The following is a 15,819-nucleotide window of genomic DNA, read 5'->3' on the forward strand; positions in this document are numbered from 1 at the left end:
GAACTGCCGGAGGCGCAGTGGACGTTTCATGGACCCTCTGGGTGCTGACCATTCTTGGTCTGTCAGCCCTTATCGCCGTCGACTTCTTCATCGGGCGCAAGCCCCATGACGTGACGACCAAGGAAGCCGGAATCTGGACGATCGTCTGGATCGCGCTGGCCGCCCTCTTCGGGCTCGGCCTGCTGCTCTTCGGCGAGAGCCAGGCATCGGGCGAGTTCTTCGCCGGCTTCATCACCGAGAAGTCGCTCAGTGTCGACAACCTCTTCGTCTTCGTCCTGATCATGGCGAAGTTCTCGGTCCCCTCGCACCTCCAGCAACGGGTACTGCTGGTCGGTGTGCTGATTGCGCTGGTGCTGCGGGCGATCTTCATCGCTGCCGGCGCCGCCGTGATCGCCAACTTCTCGTGGGTCTTCTACATCTTCGGCGCGTTCCTGATCTACACCGCCTGGAAGCTCATCCAGGAGGCGCGGGCCGACGAGGAAGAGGAGGAGTTCGAGGAGAACCGCCTCCTCAAGACGATCGAGCGCCGCTTCGGGGTGGCCGACCGCTACCACGGCACCAAGCTCTTCATCCGGAACAACGGCAAGCGCGTCCTGACACCGCTGATGGTCGTCATGCTCGCCATCGGCACCACCGATGTGCTGTTCGCCCTGGACTCCATCCCCGCGATCTTCGGTCTGACCCAGGACCCGTACATCGTCTTCACCGCCAACGCCTTCGCCCTGATGGGGCTGCGGCAGCTGTACTTCCTGATCGGCGGGCTGCTGAAGAAGCTGGTCCACCTCAGCTACGGGCTCTCGGTCATTCTCGGCTTCATCGGGGTGAAGCTGGTGCTGCACGCGCTGCACGAGTCCGGGGTGCACGTCCCCGAGATCTCCATCCCGGTGTCGCTCGGCGTCATCTGCGGCGTGCTCGTGATCACCACGATCACCAGCCTCGTCGCCAACAAGAAGCAGGCCCGGACGGAGTCGGTCGAGGACGAGGCCGCCGGCAAGGGCGCAGGCATCGACGCCTGATCGCGGCGGACGGCCCGGCGGCCGTCCGCCCGGACGGCAACCGGCCCCGGCCGGGGCGGGCGACGGTTCGTCGCCCGCCCCGGCCGGTGTCCTTCCGTACGGTGGCTCCCCGGTCCGGGGAGACGGTGGCCGACCGGGCGGCGCTCACCTCATGCGCGCGGGCCCGGTGCGGGCCGGTGTCACCAACCGCGGGCGCGCCACTGCGGCAGCTGCGGACGCTCGTCGCCGAGCGTGGTGTCGTGGCCGTGGCCCGGGTAGACCCATGTCTCGTCGGGCAGCTGGTCGAAGAGCTTGGTCTCCACGTCGTGGAGCAGGCTCGCGAAGGCCTCGGGGTCCTTGTGCGTGTTGCCGACCCCGCCGGGGAAGAGGCAGTCCCCGGTGAACAGGTGCGGGGCGCCGTGCGGGTCGTCGTAGACCAGCGCGATGGAGCCCGGGGTGTGACCGACGAGGTGAAGGGCGGTCAGGGAGACCTCGCCCACCCGGACCGTGCCGCCGTCGTCGACGAGGACGTCGGTCGGGACCGGGATGCCCTCGGCGTCGTACCGCCCGGCGTAGGTGCGCGCTCCGGTGGCCGCCACCACCTCGGCCAGCGCCTGCCAGTGGTCGCCGTGCCGGTGGGTGGTGACGACGGACGCGATGCCGTCGTCACCGATCAGCCGCAGCAGCGTCCCGGCCTCGGCGGCCGCGTCGATCAGGAGCTGCTCGCCGGTGGCCCGGCAGCGCAGCAGATACGCGTTGTTGTTCATCGGGCCGACGGCGACCTTGGAGATCATCAGATCCGTCAGCTCGTGCACATCCGCGCGCCCGCCGACCTTGACCGCTCCGCTGTACGTCATGAGTCTCAGCCTATAGCGGGGGCAGTACGGGAAGCGGGCCGCCTTCGACGGTCAGCGCCGCCCCGTCGCGGCGCCCGCAGAGCCAGCCGAGGAGGTCGGGGGCCGCGCCGCGGACCGTGACGGGGCCGCCCTCCGCGCCGCCGCCGGTCGTTCTGATCGGTCCCCGGCCGTCGGCCAGCCTCGTGGACACGACATCGGGGTGCCCGTCGAACCGCTCGGCGAGGAACTCGATCTCCCGGGAGACGAACTCCTCCGGCAGGTCCTCCAGCTCGTAGCCGATCCCCAGGTCGACATGGTGCAGCTCGACCTCGACGCGGCGGCGGAAGGGGATCCGGGAGGCGGAGTCGGTCACTCCGTTGCGCAGGGTGACCGTGCGGGACCAGTCGGCCGGGACGGAGGCGGCGGCCACGAAGCGGTCCGCGCTCCCGGCCAGGTCGGCCAGCTGCTCCGCCTGCGGCCGGGGGGCGTCGCGCTCGATGTCGCGGTCGCGGGTTTCGCTGTCTGCGTACATGGGCCGGCCCTGGAGAACATTTACGAGCGCGTCGGCGTTACGAGAGAGGTGCGCAACGACATGGCCGCGGCTCCAGCCCGGCAGCCGCGACGGCTCGGCGAGTGCGGCAGCGTCCAATTTTCCGGTGGCGCTGAGCAGTCGGTCGGTTGCTTCACGTACGGCGTCCAGGTCGCGCGCATGATCAATCATGAGGTTGAGCCTAGCCTCGCCACTCATTCGGGTGAAGGAGTCCATGGTCGTCCATAAATCGAATGTGCGTGCTATACGCTCGGAGTCGAAAGCTTCGTACATCGCTGTGGCGCCCCCCATACCCTGGGACAGGGGCTCAGTTCCCCCACTTCTCTCCAGAAAGGTGCGGACCGGCGTGGCCGACCGTCTCATCGTCCGTGGCGCTCGCGAGCACAACCTCAAGAACGTCTCGCTCGACCTCCCCCGCGACTCCCTGATCGTCTTCACCGGGCTCTCCGGGTCGGGCAAGTCGTCCCTTGCGTTCGACACAATTTTCGCCGAGGGCCAGCGGCGCTACGTGGAGTCCCTCTCCTCGTACGCCCGCCAGTTCCTCGGCCAGATGGACAAGCCGGACGTCGACTTCATCGAGGGACTCTCGCCCGCAGTCTCCATCGACCAGAAGTCGACCTCGCGCAACCCGCGCTCGACGGTCGGCACGATCACCGAGGTCTACGACTACCTCCGGCTGCTCTTCGCCCGGATCGGCAAGCCGCACTGCCCGGAGTGCCGCCGGCCCATCTCGCGCCAGTCGCCGCAGGCGATCGTCGACAAGGTGCTCGGCCTGCCCGAGGGCAGTCGTTTCCAGGTGCTCTCGCCGCTGGTGCGCGAGCGCAAGGGCGAGTTCGTCGACCTCTTCGCCGATCTGCAGACCAAGGGTTACAGCAGGGCCCGGGTCGACGGCGAGACCATCCAGCTCTCCGAGCCGCCCAAGCTGAAGAAGCAGGAGAAGCACACCATCGAGGTGGTCATCGACCGTCTCACGGTGAAGGACAGCGCCAAGCGCCGGCTGACCGACTCGGTCGAGACCGCGCTCGGGCTCTCCGGCGGCATGGTCGTGCTCGACTTCGTCGACCTCGCCGAGGACGACCCCGAGCGTGAGCGGATGTACTCCGAGCACCTCTACTGCCCGTACGACGACCTCTCCTTCGAGGAGCTCGAACCGCGCTCCTTCTCCTTCAACTCGCCCTTCGGTGCCTGCCCCGACTGCACGGGTATCGGTACGCGGATGGAGGTCGACCCGGAGCTGATCGTCCCCGACGAGGAGAAGTCGCTCGACGAGGGCGCGATCCACCCCTGGTCGCACGGCCACACCAAGGAGTACTTCGGCCGGCAGATCAACGCGCTCGCCGACGCCCTCGGATTCCGTACGGACATCCCCTGGGCCGGTCTGCCGCAGCGGGCCAGGAAGGCGCTGCTCCACGGCCACAAGATCCAGACCGAGGTCCGCTACCGCAACCGCTACGGGCGGGAGCGCGCGTACACCACCCCGGCCTTCGAGGGCGCGGTGCAGTTCGTCAAGCGGCGGCACTCCGACGCCGAGAGCGACTCCAGCCGGGAGCGTTTCGAGGGCTACATGCGCGAGGTGCCCTGCCCGACCTGTGAGGGCACCCGGCTCAAGCCGATCGTCCTCGCGGTGACGGTGATGGAGAAGTCCATCGCCCAGGTCGCCGCGATGTCGATCAGCGAGTGCGCCGAGTTCCTCGGCCGGATGAAGCTCAACGCCCGCGATAAGAAGATCGCCGAGCGGGTGCTGAAGGAGGTCAACGAGCGGCTGAAGTTCCTGGTCGACGTCGGCCTCGACTACCTCTCGCTCAACCGCGCGGCCGGCACCCTGTCCGGCGGCGAGGCCCAGCGCATCCGGCTCGCCACCCAGATCGGCTCCGGCCTGGTCGGTGTGCTGTACGTGCTGGACGAGCCGTCCATCGGCCTGCACCAGCGGGACAACCACCGGCTGATCGAGACCCTGGTCCGGCTCCGCGACATGGGCAACACGCTCATCGTCGTCGAGCACGACGAGGACACCATCAAGGTCGCCGACTGGGTCGTCGACATCGGCCCCGGCGCCGGTGAGCACGGCGGCAAGGTGGTCCACTCCGGATCGCTCAAGGAGCTGCTGGCCAACGCCGAGTCGATCACCGGCCAGTATCTGACCGGCGCGAAGTCGATCCCGATGCCCGGCGTCCGGCGCCTCGTCGACCCGCAGCGCATGCTCACGGTGCACGGCGCCCGGGAGAACAACCTCCAGGACATCGACGTCTCCTTCCCGCTCGGCCTGCTCACGGCCGTCACGGGCGTCTCGGGTTCGGGGAAGTCGACGCTGGTCAACGACATCCTCTACACCCACCTGGCACGCGAGCTGAACGGCGCCAAGTCGGTTCCCGGCCGGCACACCCGGGTCGACGGCGACGATCTGGTCGACAAGGTGGTGCACGTCGACCAGTCGCCCATCGGCCGCACGCCCCGGTCCAACCCGGCCACGTACACCGGCGTCTTCGACCATGTCCGCAAGCTGTTCGCGGAGACGATGGAGGCGAAGGTGCGCGGCTATCTGCCGGGCCGCTTCTCCTTCAACGTCAAGGGCGGCCGCTGCGAGAACTGCTCCGGCGACGGCACCATCAAGATCGAGATGAACTTCCTGCCGGATGTGTACGTCCCGTGCGAGGTCTGCCACGGAGCGCGCTACAACCGGGAGACCCTGGAGGTCCACTACAAGGGCAAGTCCATCGCCGAGGTGCTGGACATGCCGATCGAGGAGGGCCTGGAGTTCTTCGAGGCCGTTCCGACGATCGCCCGCCACCTCCGCACGCTCAACGAGGTGGGCCTCGGATATGTGCGGCTCGGCCAGTCCGCGCCGACGCTCTCCGGCGGTGAGGCGCAGCGCGTGAAGCTCGCCAGCGAGCTGCAGAAGCGCTCCACCGGCCGCACGGTCTACGTCCTGGACGAGCCGACCACGGGTCTGCACTTCGAGGACATCAGCAAGCTCATCAAGGTGCTCGCCGGGCTGGTCGACAAGGGCAACTCGGTGATCGTCATCGAGCACAACCTCGATGTGATCAAGACCGCGGACTGGGTCATCGACATGGGTCCCGAAGGCGGCAGCGGCGGCGGTCTGGTCATCGCCGAGGGGACTCCGGAGGAGGTCGCCGGGGTTCCGGCCAGCCACACCGGCAAGTTCCTCCAGGGCATCCTGGACCCGGACCGGGTGAGCGAGGCCGCGGTGCCCGCGGCCCGCAAGCCGGTGCGGAAGGCGGCCGCGAAGAAGGCGGTCGCCGCGAAGTCCGCCCCGGCGAGGAAGACGGCCACGGCCAGGACAGGCGCGGGCAGGACCGCGAAGTCCACCACGGCCGAGACCGTCAGGACGGCCGCGGCGAAGAAGCCCGCGGCGAAGAAGGCGACCCGCGCGCGCAAGGCCTGACACCCCCGCGTCGCGGCGGCGGCCCCCGGACCTCCGGGGGCCGCCGCTCGCGTTCTGCCGCTGCTGAGCTGCTTAGCTGCTGAGCCGCCGAGCCGCTGACCAGGAACAACCGGTCTCGGGTGGCCCGGCCGCAGGGCCGTCGGTCTCCGCCGGTATCGTCGGTTCTGTCACCGGTGGCACCGATGGCTCTGACGGCTCCGATGCCCGCGGTACTCCTGGTACTCGCGGCGCCCCGGTCGCGCCCGGTGCCCATCCGCCCCTTTGACCAGTGGAGACCGCATGTCCGGCCAGCCCGCCGCCCGCCGTACCGTGCTGAAGGGTGCCGCTCTCGCCGGCGCCGCCGGGCTGGGAGTGGCCGCCTGCTCGACCGAATCGAAGCTCGGCCACGCCGAGACGCCGACGCCGACCGCTCCCGTCGAGCTCGGTGCGCCGGACGAGATTCCGGTCGGCGGTTCCAAGCTCTTCCGCAACGAGCGGGTCATCGTGAACTGCCCGGCCAAGGGCCAGTACAAGGCGTTCAGCGCCCAGTGCACCCACGCGGGCTGCCTGCTGGACAAGGTCGAGGACAACGTGGGGAAGTGCCCCTGCCACGGCAGCCACTTCGACACCACGACCGGCAAGGCGATGCGCGGCCCGGCGACCGCGCCGCTGCCCGCGGTCCCGGTCAGGGTCGAGGGCGGAAAGCTGATCGCGGGCCCCGACGCCTGACACCGGCCGCGGACCGGTTCACTCCCGGTCCCGGTCGATTTCAGTCCCAGTCCCAGTCGATGCCGACCAGACCGGGCCGTACCCCTTGCTCCACGAGGTGAACGGTCCGGTGCCGGCCGGTCAGCGTGAGATCCGTACGGGCGCCGCGCGACGCGCCCGCCGAGACCTGCGCGAAGCGCCGGCACCGTACCGGCAGCGCGGCCTCGTCGAAGGCCACCTGCAGCACGTACTGCCCACCGCCGAAGCTGAACCCCCGCACGTACTCGCCGCACGGACCTCCCGTGCCGTCGTCGAAGCCGTAGCCGAAGAGGAACGTGTCGCCCGCCCTCAACCGGGTGTCGAAGAGCAGCTCGGCGACGAGCACCCCCGTCCCGCGGTCCCATCGGACCCGCCCCGTCCGGCAGTTCTCCCGTGCCGTCACCGTCACCCGCGCCGGATCGCAGCCCGGATCGCCCCGGTGGACGGCGAGGTAGCGGTCGATGTCGTCCCGGTGGGCACGCACCACATGCTGCGACTCACGCTGCCGCAGCTCCCGGCCGGGACCGATCCGTACCCGCTCGTGGTGCCCCACCGTGTGCAGTCCGCCGTCCACCGGTGACCCCATGGCCGCCAGCAGCCGCTCCACGGTGCCGGACGACTCCATCAGGGAACGGTACGAACGCGCGGCCGGACGGTCGGCTTCCGGTCGTGCGCTCCCGGTTCCCAGCAACCGGAGGAGCGAGTTCCGCGGCAGCTCCAGCACCTCCTCCAGCGCCTTCACGGCCCGCAGGGACTCGGCGCGCTGCGGGCGCCTGGCCCCCTGCTGCCAGTAACTCAGGCTCGTCACCCCGACCTTGACCCCGCGGTACGCGAGATGGTGCTGCACCCGCTGGAGCGGCAGCCCCCGCACCGACAGCGCGGTGCGCAGTGCCAGATGGAACGGGCCGGTGTGCAGCACCTGCGCCAGTTCGGCCTCGGTGTGCTGCATGAGGTCCTCCAGGTGAACGTTCACGACGCGGCGTGGGAGACCGCGGTGGTGGGGGCGGTGCCGCAGGTGGCCGGGGGAGTGCCGTTCACGTATCCGCCACGCCGTTCACACCGCGATGTTTCCCCGCATTGAAGCGTGTTGACCCGTCCCCGACAACGGTTGATGCTCCTCGGACAGCGTCCGGACGCGCTCCTCCGATCCCACACCCCCCGCCCCGGGAGGAACGTCATGCGTAACCGAAGAATCCGAACGGGACTGCTCCCGGCCCTGGCCGCCCTGGCCGCCGCACTCCTCGCCGTACCGACGGCGACCGCCACGGCGGCGCAGCACCCCACCCCCGCCGCCGCCACGGCGCGAAGCGCCACCGCCGGCAGCTCCGTCGCCGCCACCCAGCGTCTGAACATCACCATGCAGGCCCAGGAGAAGACCAACTGGTGCTGGGCGGCCTCCGGCAACACCGTCGCCACCTGGTTCGGCCGGAACTACTCGCAGAACCAGTTCTGCAACGCCGCCTTCGGCCGCGCACAGGGCTACGAGTGCCCCAACTCGCAGGCCACGCTCGGCAATGTCCAGGACGGTCTCCACTGGGCCGGCATCAACCCCGGTTCGTACGTCACCGGCTGGCTGCGCTACCCCACCGTCCAGGCCGAGATCGCCGCGGGCCGCCCCATCGAGACGCGCATCCAGTGGTCGGCGGGCGGCGGCCACATGCATGTCCTGTACGGGTACGACGACGCGAACAGCTGGGTCTACTGGGGCGATCCCTGGCCCTCCAGCAACCGCTACAACTGGGCCTCGCACGCCTGGTACGTGAACAACAACGAGTTCTCCTGGACCCACTCTCTCTACCGGATCGGAGCGTGACGGAATGATCCACGAGACCGCACGCGCCGCACACGGCATACGGTCCCCACGGGCCGCCCGGTCCGCGGCCGCCGCCCTGGCAGCCACCGGCGTCCTGGCTGGTGCCGCCCTGCTCACCGTCGCGGCCCCCGGGACGGCCGCCGCCACCGGACCCACCGCCGGTCCGGCCGAACTGGCGGCGGCCCGACAGGCGGCCGGCGCCCCCGCGACCCTGAACACCCTGGCCCGGTTCTTCGCCCGCGAGGGCACGATCACCAGGTCGGCTGCGGCCCCACGCATCGAGGGCGCCGCCGTTCCCGTACACACTCTCGATCCGGACTTCGTGGCCGGGAAGCCGGGAGCGCCCGTCGCGAGGCTGGACTACCTCGCCAGCACGGCCGTCTCCTCGGACGGCCAGAAGGCGTCGCTGTGGACCCTTCCGAAGGAAGGGAAGGACGGCGGCTGGCAGGTGGTGAACATCGCGACCGGCGACGACGAGACGAGGTACGCCGCCGCGGGCGCCCGCAAGCTGCCCGGCGGCACGGTGTTCCGTGAACCACAGGTGGACGCCTGGTACGTCCAGAAGGGGACCAAGGTGCTCCCGCTGGACCAGGACGCGGTCCGCGCGGTCGGCGCCCGGGGCACCACGCTGGCCGCCTATCGCGCCCGGGTGCGCGCCGCCTACGGCGACAAGCTCCCCGGCTCCGGATACGCGCGCTCCGGCAAGGCGGGCGGCTACTCCCCGTCCACCGCCGCCGCGCCCGGCAGCCGGGAAACCCGCACGGTCGCGGCGAGCACGGGCTCCGGCACGGCGCTGACCGCCACCTCGACCGTCGCCGGAGCGGGCGCCCTCGTCGTGCTCGTCCTCAGCGGCCTCGCCGTCCTGCGCAACCGTCGCCGCCACCGGGAGACCCCGTGACCGGCAACGGAACCCCCTGATCCCGTGCTCCGGGGCGCGCTCCCGCGATCCGCGCCCCGGAGCACGGCACCCCCTCCGGCCCGGCCGCACTGTCACTGCCCGCAAGTAGGGTGGGACACATGGCAGACCCCTCCAGCTACCGCCCCAAGCCGGGACAGATCCCCGACTCCCCGGGGGTCTACAAATTCCGCGACGAACACCGCCGGGTGATCTACGTCGGAAAGGCCAAGAACCTGCGCCAGCGCCTGGCCAATTACTTCCAGGACCTGGCCGCGCTCCACCCGCGTACGCGCACGATGGTCACCACGGCCGCCTCGGTGGAATGGACGGTCGTCGCCACGGAGGTCGAGGCCCTCCAGCTGGAGTACTCCTGGATCAAGGAGTTCGACCCGCGGTTCAACGTCAAGTACCGCGACGACAAGAGCTATCCCTATCTCGCGGTCACGCTCGACGAGGAGTTCCCGCGCGTCCAGGTCATGCGCGGAGCCAAGAAGAAGGGCGTGCGCTACTTCGGTCCTTACGGGCACGCCTGGGCCATCCGCGAGACGGTCGACCTGATGCTGAGGGTCTTTCCGGTGCGTACGTGCTCCGCCGGAGTCTTCAAGAACGCCGCCAGGACCGGCCGCCCGTGCCTCCTCGGCTACATCGGCAAGTGCTCGGCCCCCTGCGTCGGCCGCGTCACCCCCGAGGAACACCGCGAACTGGCCGACGACTTCTGCGACTTCATGGCCGGCCGGACCGGTACGTACATCCGCCGCCTGGAGAAGGACATGATGGCGGCGGCCGAGGAGATGGAGTACGAGCGGGCGGCCCGGCTCCGCGACGACGTGGAGGCCCTCAAGCGGGCCATGGAGAAGAGCGCCGTCGTCCTGGCCGACGCCACCGACGCCGACCTGATCGCGGTCGCCGAGGACGAGCTCGAAGCCGCCGTCCAGATCTTCCATGTGCGCGGCGGCCGGGTGCGCGGCCAGCGCGGCTGGGTCACCGACAAGGTCGAGAACGTCGACACCTCGGGTCTGGTCGAGCACGCGCTCCAGCAGCTGTACGGCGAGGAGACGGGCGACTCCGTCCCCAAGGAGGTCCTCGTCCCGGCCCTGCCGGAGGACCCGGACGCGGTCTCCCAGTGGCTCGCCGGCCGCCGGGGCTCCCAGGTCAGCCTGCGCATCCCACAGCGCGGCGACAAGAAGGACCTGATGACGACGGTCCAGCGCAACGCCCAGCAGGCCCTGGGGCTGCACAAGACCAAGCGCGCCTCCGACCTGACCACCCGCTCCCGCGCCCTGGAGGAGATCGCCGAGGCGCTCGGCCTCGACACCGCCCCGCTGCGCATCGAGTGCTTCGACATCTCGCACCTCCAGGGCGACGACGTGGTCGCCTCCATGGTCGTCTTCGAGGACGGCCTCGCCCGCAAGAGCGAGTACCGCCGCTTCCAGATCAAGGGCTTCGAGGGCCAGGACGACGTCCGGTCGATGCACGAGGTCATCGGCCGCCGCTTCAAGCGGTATCTGCAGGACAAGGAACGGACGGGGGAGTGGGAGGAGACCCCCGCCCCGACCGGACCGGTCCCGGCGGCCCCGACCGACCCGGCGGCCCCGACCGGCCTGGCGGCCTTGACCGATCCGGCGGCCCCGACCGGCCCGGACGCCGTCCCCGGCCCGGACGCCGTCCCTGATACGGACGCCGTCCCTGATACGGACGCCGTCCCCGATCCGGATGCCGAGCCCCGTGAGGACGACGGGCGTCCCAAGCGGTTCGCCTATCCGCCGCAGCTCGTCGTGGTCGACGGCGGCCAGCCGCAGGTCGCCGCGGCCAAGCGGGCCCTCGACGAGCTGGGGATCGACGACATCGCCGTCTGCGGCCTCGCCAAGCGCCTCGAAGAGGTCTGGCTGCCCGATGACGACGACCCCGTCGTCCTGCCCCGCTCCAGCGAGGGCCTCTATCTCCTCCAGCGCGTCCGCGACGAGGCCCACCGCTTCGCGATCACCTATCAGCGCGCCAAGCGGGCCAAACGCATCCGTTCCAGCCCCCTGGACGCCGTCGCCGGTCTCGGCGAAACCCGGAAACAGGCGTTGATCAAGCATTTCGGCTCCGTGAAGAAGCTGAAGCAGGCGACAATCGACGAGATCTGCGAGGTTCCGGGGATAGGCCGCAGGACGGCGGAATCAGTGGCTGTCGCCCTCGCCTCGGCCGCCCCGGCCACGCCCGCCGTGAACACGGCGACAGGAGAGATCATTGAAGAGGACGACGGGGGCAGCACGACATGACCGAGCGTGAAAACGAACACGAAGCCGAGCGCGAGCAAGAAGTCGAGCACGACGGCACCGACCGAGCAGACGGAGCAGGACACGTGAGTACGGGCACCACGATCGAGACGAGCGACGGGAATGCGGCCATTCCCGAGCTGGTGATCATCTCGGGGATGTCGGGCGCCGGGCGCAGCACGGCGGCCAAGTGTCTGGAGGACCTCGGCTGGTTCGTCGTCGACAACCTGCCGCCCGCCCTGATCCCCACCATGGTCGAGCTCGGTGCCCGATCGCAGGGCAACGTGGCGCGGATCGCCGTCGTCGTCGACGTCCGCGGGCGCCGCTTCTTCGACAACCTCCGCGAATCCCTCGCCGACCTGGAGGCCAAGCACGTCACCCGGCGGATCGTCTTCCTGGAGTCCTCCGACGACGCCCTCGTCCGCCGTTTCGAATCGGTCCGCCGCCCGCACCCCCTCCAGGGCGACGGCCGGATCGTCGACGGCATCGCCGCCGAGCGCGACCTGCTGCGCGAGCTCCGCGGCGACGCCGACCTGGTGATCGACACGTCCAGCCTCAACGTGCACGAACTGCGCGCCAAGATGGACGCCCAGTTCGCCGGCGACGAGGAGCCGGAGCTGCGCGCCACGGTGATGTCGTTCGGCTTCAAGTACGGCCTGCCGGTCGACGCCGACCTGGTGGTCGACTGCCGCTTCCTGCCCAACCCGCACTGGGTCCCCGAGCTGCGCCCGTTCACCGGGCTCAACGAGGAGGTCTCCGCCTACGTCTTCGACCAGCCCGGCGCCAAGGAGTTCCTCAACCAGTACACGGAGCTGCTCCAGCTCATCGCCGCCGGGTACCGCCGCGAGGGCAAGCGCTATGTGACGATCGCCGTCGGCTGCACGGGCGGCAAGCACCGTTCGGTCGCCATGTCCGAGAAGCTGGCTGCCCGGCTCGCGACCGAAGGCATCGAGACCGTTCTCGTCCACCGGGACATGGGGCGCGAGTGACCAGCCGCAATCTGCGCCTGCGGCGGCTGCGCAGGGCCACCTCTGCGCTGTCCGGCCGCAAGCGCGGCGCGCAGCCCAAGGTTGTCGCCCTCGGCGGCGGCATGGGCCTGTCCGCGTCGCTCGCGGCGCTCCGCCGGATCACCGGCGATCTCACCGCCGTGGTCACCGTCGCCGACGACGGCGGCTCCAGCGGCCGGCTCCGCGAGGAGCTCGGCGTCCTGCCGCCCGGCGACCTGCGCAAGGCGCTCGCCGCCCTGTGCGGTGACGACGACTGGGGCCAGACCTGGGCCCGGGTGATCCAGCACCGCTTCCAGTCCAAGGGCGATCTGCACGAGCACGCGGTAGGCAATCTGCTGATCGTCGCCCTCTGGGAGCAGCTCGGCGACCATGTACAGGCTCTCGACCTGGTCGGCAGGCTCCTCGGGGCGCACGGCCGGGTGCTGCCCATGTCCGCCGTGCCGCTGGAGCTCCAGGCGCTCGTCCGGGGACACGACCCGGCCCGCCCGGACGACGTGGACACCGTGCGCGGGCAGGCCACCGTGGCGCTCACCCCCGGCGAGGTGCAGTCCGTCCACCTCGTCCCGCACGACCCGCCGGCCGTCCCCGAGGCCGTCGCCGCGGTCCTCGACGCCGACTGGGTGGTGCTCGGCCCGGGGTCCTGGTTCTCCTCCGTGATCCCGCACCTGCTCGTCCCCGAACTGCTCGACGCGCTCGTCGAAACCAAGGCCCGCAAGGTCCTCTCGCTCAACCTCGCACCGCAACCCGGTGAAACTGATGGCTTCTCCCCGCAGCGTCATTTGGAGGTTTTGGGACGACACGCCCCTAAACTCGCCCTGGACGTGGTGTTGGCCGACGAAGCCGCCGTGCCCGATCGTGAGTCCCTCGCCGATGCCGCCAAGCGGCTCGGCGCCGCGGTCGAGCTGGCGCCGGTGGCCTCACCCGACGGCGTTCCGATTCATGACCCGGAGCTGTTGGCCGCCGCGTACGACCGTATTTTTCGGATGCATGGAAGGATCGGCCCATGGCGATGACGCCGGCGGTGAAGGACGAAATTTCCCGGCTTCCCGTGACCCGGACCTGCTGCAGAAAAGCAGAGGTCTCGGCGATTCTTCGGTTCGCGGGTGGACTGCACCTGGTGAGCGGCCGGATCGTGATCGAGGCGGAGCTGGACACCTCGATGGCGGCGCGCCGGCTGAAGCGGGACATTCTCGAGATCTTCGGGCACAGCTCGGAGCTGATCGTGATGGCGCCCGGCGGGCTGCGGCGCGGCTCCCGCTACGTCGTACGCGTCGTGGCGGGCGGCGACCAGCTGGCCCGCCAGACCGGTCTGGTGGACGGCCGAGGCCGTCCCATCCGGGGCCTGCCCCCGCAGGTGGTCTCGGGGGCCACCTGCGATGCCGAGGCCGCCTGGCGCGGTGCCTTCCTGGCCCATGGCTCGCTGACCGAACCGGGCAGGTCCTCCTCCCTGGAGGTGACCTGCCCCGGCCCGGAGGCGGCGCTCGCCCTGGTCGGCGCCGCCCGCCGGCTCTCCATCGCGGCCAAGGCCCGCGAGGTGCGCGGGGTGGACCGGGTCGTCGTCCGCGACGGCGACGCGATCGGTGCCCTGCTCACCCGGCTGGGCGCCCATGATTCGGTGCTGGCCTGGGAGGAGCGGCGGATGCGCCGCGAGGTCCGCGCCACCGCCAACCGCCTGGCCAACTTCGACGACGCCAACCTGCGCCGTTCCGCGCGGGCCGCGGTCGCCGCGGGCGCCCGGGTGGGGCGCGCGCTGGAGATCCTGGGCGAGGAGGTGCCCGAGCACCTCGCGGCCGCCGGCCGGCTGCGCATGGAGCACAAGCAGGCGTCCCTGGAGGAGCTGGGCGCGCTCGCCGACCCGCCGCTGACCAAGGACGCGGTCGCCGGCCGGATCCGCCGGCTGCTGGCGATGGCCGACAAGCGGGCCCAGGACCTGGGGATCCCGGGCACCGAATCCACCCTCAGCGAGGAGCTCGCCGACGGCCTGGTGGGCTGACCCGCGACGGCGGTGAATCCGGCCGGATCCGGGACGCGCGGCGCTCCACGGGATGTTGACGCTGCGTAATTTCCGCTGTGTGTACGGCCGAGTGTTCGGGGGCCCGTACTCCTACCGAGGAATACGGGCCTCGGCGGTTCCTACGGCCCCGCTCGATGTCACCCCGGGGCCGTCGGAGAGGTAGGGTCGGAGGCGGTCGGGGACATCTCATACAACTCGCCGGGGTGAAAGCCCCGCGTACCTAACGAGGAGATCGGTTCGTGACGATCCGCGTAGGCATCAACGGCTTTGGCCGCATCGGTCGTAACTACTTCCGCGCGCTGCTGGAGCAGGGTGCGGACATCGAGATCGTGGCTGTCAACGACCTGGGTGACACCGCGACCACGGCCCACCTGCTGAAGTACGACACCATCCTGGGTCGTCTCAAGGCAGAGGTCAGCCACACCGCCGATACCATCACCGTCGATGGTCACACGATCAAGGTGCTCTCCGAGCGCAACCCGGCCGACATCCCCTGGGGTGAGCTGGGCGTCGACATCGTCATCGAGTCGACCGGCATCTTCACGAAGAAGGCCGACGCCGAGAAGCACATCGCCGGCGGCGCCAAGAAGGTCCTCATCTCGGCTCCGGCCAAGGGCGAGGACATCACCATCGTGATGGGCGTCAACCAGGACAAGTACGACGCGGCCAACCACCACGTCATCTCCAACGCCTCCTGCACGACCAACTGTGTCGCGCCGATGGCCAAGGTTCTGGACGAGAACTTCGGCATCGTCAAGGGCCTCATGACGACGGTCCACGCGTACACGAACGACCAGCGCATCCTGGACTTCCCGCACTCGGACCTGCGTCGCGCCCGCGCCGCCGCCGAGAACATCATCCCGACCACCACCGGTGCCGCCAAGGCCACCGCCCTGGTGCTCCCGCAGCTGAAGGGCAAGCTGGACGGCATCGCCATGCGCGTCCCGGTCCCGACCGGCTCGGCCACCGACCTGGTCGTGGAGCTGCAGCGCGAGGTCACCAAGGACGAGGTCAACGCCGCGTTCAAGAAGGCCGCGGACGACGGCGACCTCAAGGGCATCCTGTACTACACCGAGGACCCGATCGTGTCCTCGGACATCGTCGGCGACCCGGCGTCCTGCACCTTCGACTCCTCGCTGACGATGGTTCAGGAGGGCAAGTCGGTGAAGATCCTCGGCTGGTACGACAACGAGTGGGGTTACTCCAACCGCCTCGTCGACCTGACCGTCTTCGTCGGCAACCAGCTCTGACCGTCGAACCGGCAGGCACCTCGATGTGAGCACGGGGCTCGAACAGCGCAACGCCGCGCTGTT

The 15,819-nt window shown here is 70.2% G+C and carries 13 protein-coding genes; 10 read left to right on the forward strand and 3 right to left on the reverse strand.

Annotation, left to right across the window (positions count from 1 at the left end; genetic code table 11):
* Positions 1-17 precede the first annotated feature (17 nt).
* Complete coding sequence (locus OG520_RS30540; RefSeq protein WP_389977186.1) at positions 18-1,016, forward strand: TerC family protein; 999 nt, start codon at positions 18-20, stop codon at positions 1,014-1,016.
* Between the two features lie 179 nt (positions 1,017-1,195).
* Here the strand turns inward: OG520_RS30540 and OG520_RS30545 are convergent, their stop codons facing one another.
* Together OG520_RS30545 and OG520_RS30550 are read right to left on the reverse strand one after the other, a co-directional pair.
* Entirely contained in the window at positions 1,196-1,852 is a 657-nt protein-coding gene (locus OG520_RS30545; RefSeq protein WP_266420882.1) for an MBL fold metallo-hydrolase, read from the reverse strand.
* 10 nt (positions 1,853-1,862) lie between these two features.
* On the reverse strand, positions 1,863-2,552 hold the full coding sequence (locus OG520_RS30550) for a maleylpyruvate isomerase family mycothiol-dependent enzyme (RefSeq protein ID WP_406015303.1): 690 nt from the start codon (positions 2,550-2,552) through the stop codon (positions 1,863-1,865).
* 175 nt (positions 2,553-2,727) lie between these two features.
* On the opposite strand from OG520_RS30550, the gene uvrA reads away from it, so the two are divergent.
* Together uvrA and OG520_RS30560 are read left to right on the forward strand one after the other, a co-directional pair.
* A complete protein-coding gene (gene uvrA, locus OG520_RS30555) occupies positions 2,728-5,787 on the forward strand; it encodes an excinuclease ABC subunit UvrA (protein WP_406015304.1) in 3,060 nt (1,019 codons plus the stop codon).
* A gap of 279 nt (positions 5,788-6,066) precedes the next feature.
* A complete protein-coding gene (locus tag OG520_RS30560) occupies positions 6,067-6,495 on the forward strand; it encodes a Rieske (2Fe-2S) protein (RefSeq protein WP_266736511.1) in 429 nt (142 codons plus the stop codon).
* Positions 6,496-6,535: 40 nt separating this feature from the next.
* Here the strand turns inward: OG520_RS30560 and OG520_RS30565 are convergent, their stop codons facing one another.
* Positions 6,536-7,462, reverse strand: a complete 927-nt coding sequence (locus OG520_RS30565) for a hypothetical protein (protein WP_399325666.1) — start codon at positions 7,460-7,462, stop codon at positions 6,536-6,538.
* Positions 7,463-7,690: 228 nt separating this feature from the next.
* Between OG520_RS30565 and OG520_RS30570 the strand changes: the two genes are divergently transcribed.
* The 7 genes from OG520_RS30570 to gap all read left to right on the forward strand — a co-directional run bounded on the left by OG520_RS30570 (position 7,691) and on the right by gap (position 15,756).
* Entirely contained in the window at positions 7,691-8,326 is a 636-nt protein-coding gene (locus OG520_RS30570) for a papain-like cysteine protease family protein (RefSeq protein WP_406015305.1), read from the forward strand.
* A gap of 4 nt (positions 8,327-8,330) precedes the next feature.
* Positions 8,331-9,224, forward strand: coding sequence for a hypothetical protein (locus OG520_RS30575; RefSeq protein WP_406015306.1), 894 nt, complete (start codon positions 8,331-8,333; stop codon positions 9,222-9,224).
* Between the two features lie 119 nt (positions 9,225-9,343).
* Positions 9,344-11,488, forward strand: a complete 2,145-nt coding sequence (gene uvrC / locus OG520_RS30580) for an excinuclease ABC subunit UvrC (protein WP_406015307.1) — start codon at positions 9,344-9,346, stop codon at positions 11,486-11,488.
* A complete protein-coding gene (gene rapZ / locus OG520_RS30585) occupies positions 11,485-12,474 on the forward strand; it encodes an RNase adapter RapZ (RefSeq protein WP_266420903.1) in 990 nt (329 codons plus the stop codon). The genes uvrC and rapZ overlap by 4 nt, the downstream gene beginning before the upstream one ends.
* Positions 12,471-13,505, forward strand: coding sequence for a uridine diphosphate-N-acetylglucosamine-binding protein YvcK (gene yvcK, locus OG520_RS30590; RefSeq protein ID WP_266420905.1), 1,035 nt, complete (start codon positions 12,471-12,473; stop codon positions 13,503-13,505). Before rapZ ends, yvcK begins: the two co-directional genes overlap by 4 nt.
* A complete protein-coding gene (gene whiA / locus OG520_RS30595) occupies positions 13,496-14,485 on the forward strand; it encodes a DNA-binding protein WhiA (protein WP_093539665.1) in 990 nt (329 codons plus the stop codon). The genes yvcK and whiA overlap by 10 nt, the downstream gene beginning before the upstream one ends.
* A 260-nt stretch (positions 14,486-14,745) precedes the next feature.
* Positions 14,746-15,756 (forward strand): type I glyceraldehyde-3-phosphate dehydrogenase, encoded by a 1,011-nt coding sequence (gap, locus tag OG520_RS30600; RefSeq protein ID WP_124718312.1) that lies wholly within the window; start codon positions 14,746-14,748, stop codon positions 15,754-15,756.
* Positions 15,757-15,819: the final 63 nt, after the last annotated feature.

This window comes from Streptomyces sp. NBC_00984 (assembly GCF_045162475.1).
GTDB lineage: Bacteria > Actinomycetota > Actinomycetes > Streptomycetales > Streptomycetaceae > Streptomyces.

Coding starts and splice junctions, on each gene's coding strand:
- OG520_RS30545 (WP_266420882.1), bottom strand. CDS start 1,852: ATGACGTACAGCGGAGCGGTCAAGGTCGGCGGGCGCGCGGATGTGCAC.
- OG520_RS30550 (WP_406015303.1), bottom strand. CDS start 2,552: ATGATTGATCATGCGCGCGACCTGGACGCCGTACGTGAAGCAACCGAC.
- OG520_RS30560 (WP_266736511.1), top strand. CDS start 6,067: ATGTCCGGCCAGCCCGCCGCCCGCCGTACCGTGCTGAAGGGTGCCGCT.
- OG520_RS30565 (WP_399325666.1), bottom strand. CDS start 7,462: ATGCAGCACACCGAGGCCGAACTGGCGCAGGTGCTGCACACCGGCCCG.
- OG520_RS30570 (WP_406015305.1), top strand. CDS start 7,691: ATGCGTAACCGAAGAATCCGAACGGGACTGCTCCCGGCCCTGGCCGCC.
- OG520_RS30575 (WP_406015306.1), top strand. CDS start 8,331: ATGATCCACGAGACCGCACGCGCCGCACACGGCATACGGTCCCCACGG.
- uvrC (WP_406015307.1), top strand. CDS start 9,344: ATGGCAGACCCCTCCAGCTACCGCCCCAAGCCGGGACAGATCCCCGAC.
- rapZ (WP_266420903.1), top strand. CDS start 11,485: ATGACCGAGCGTGAAAACGAACACGAAGCCGAGCGCGAGCAAGAAGTC.
- whiA (WP_093539665.1), top strand. CDS start 13,496: ATGGCGATGACGCCGGCGGTGAAGGACGAAATTTCCCGGCTTCCCGTG.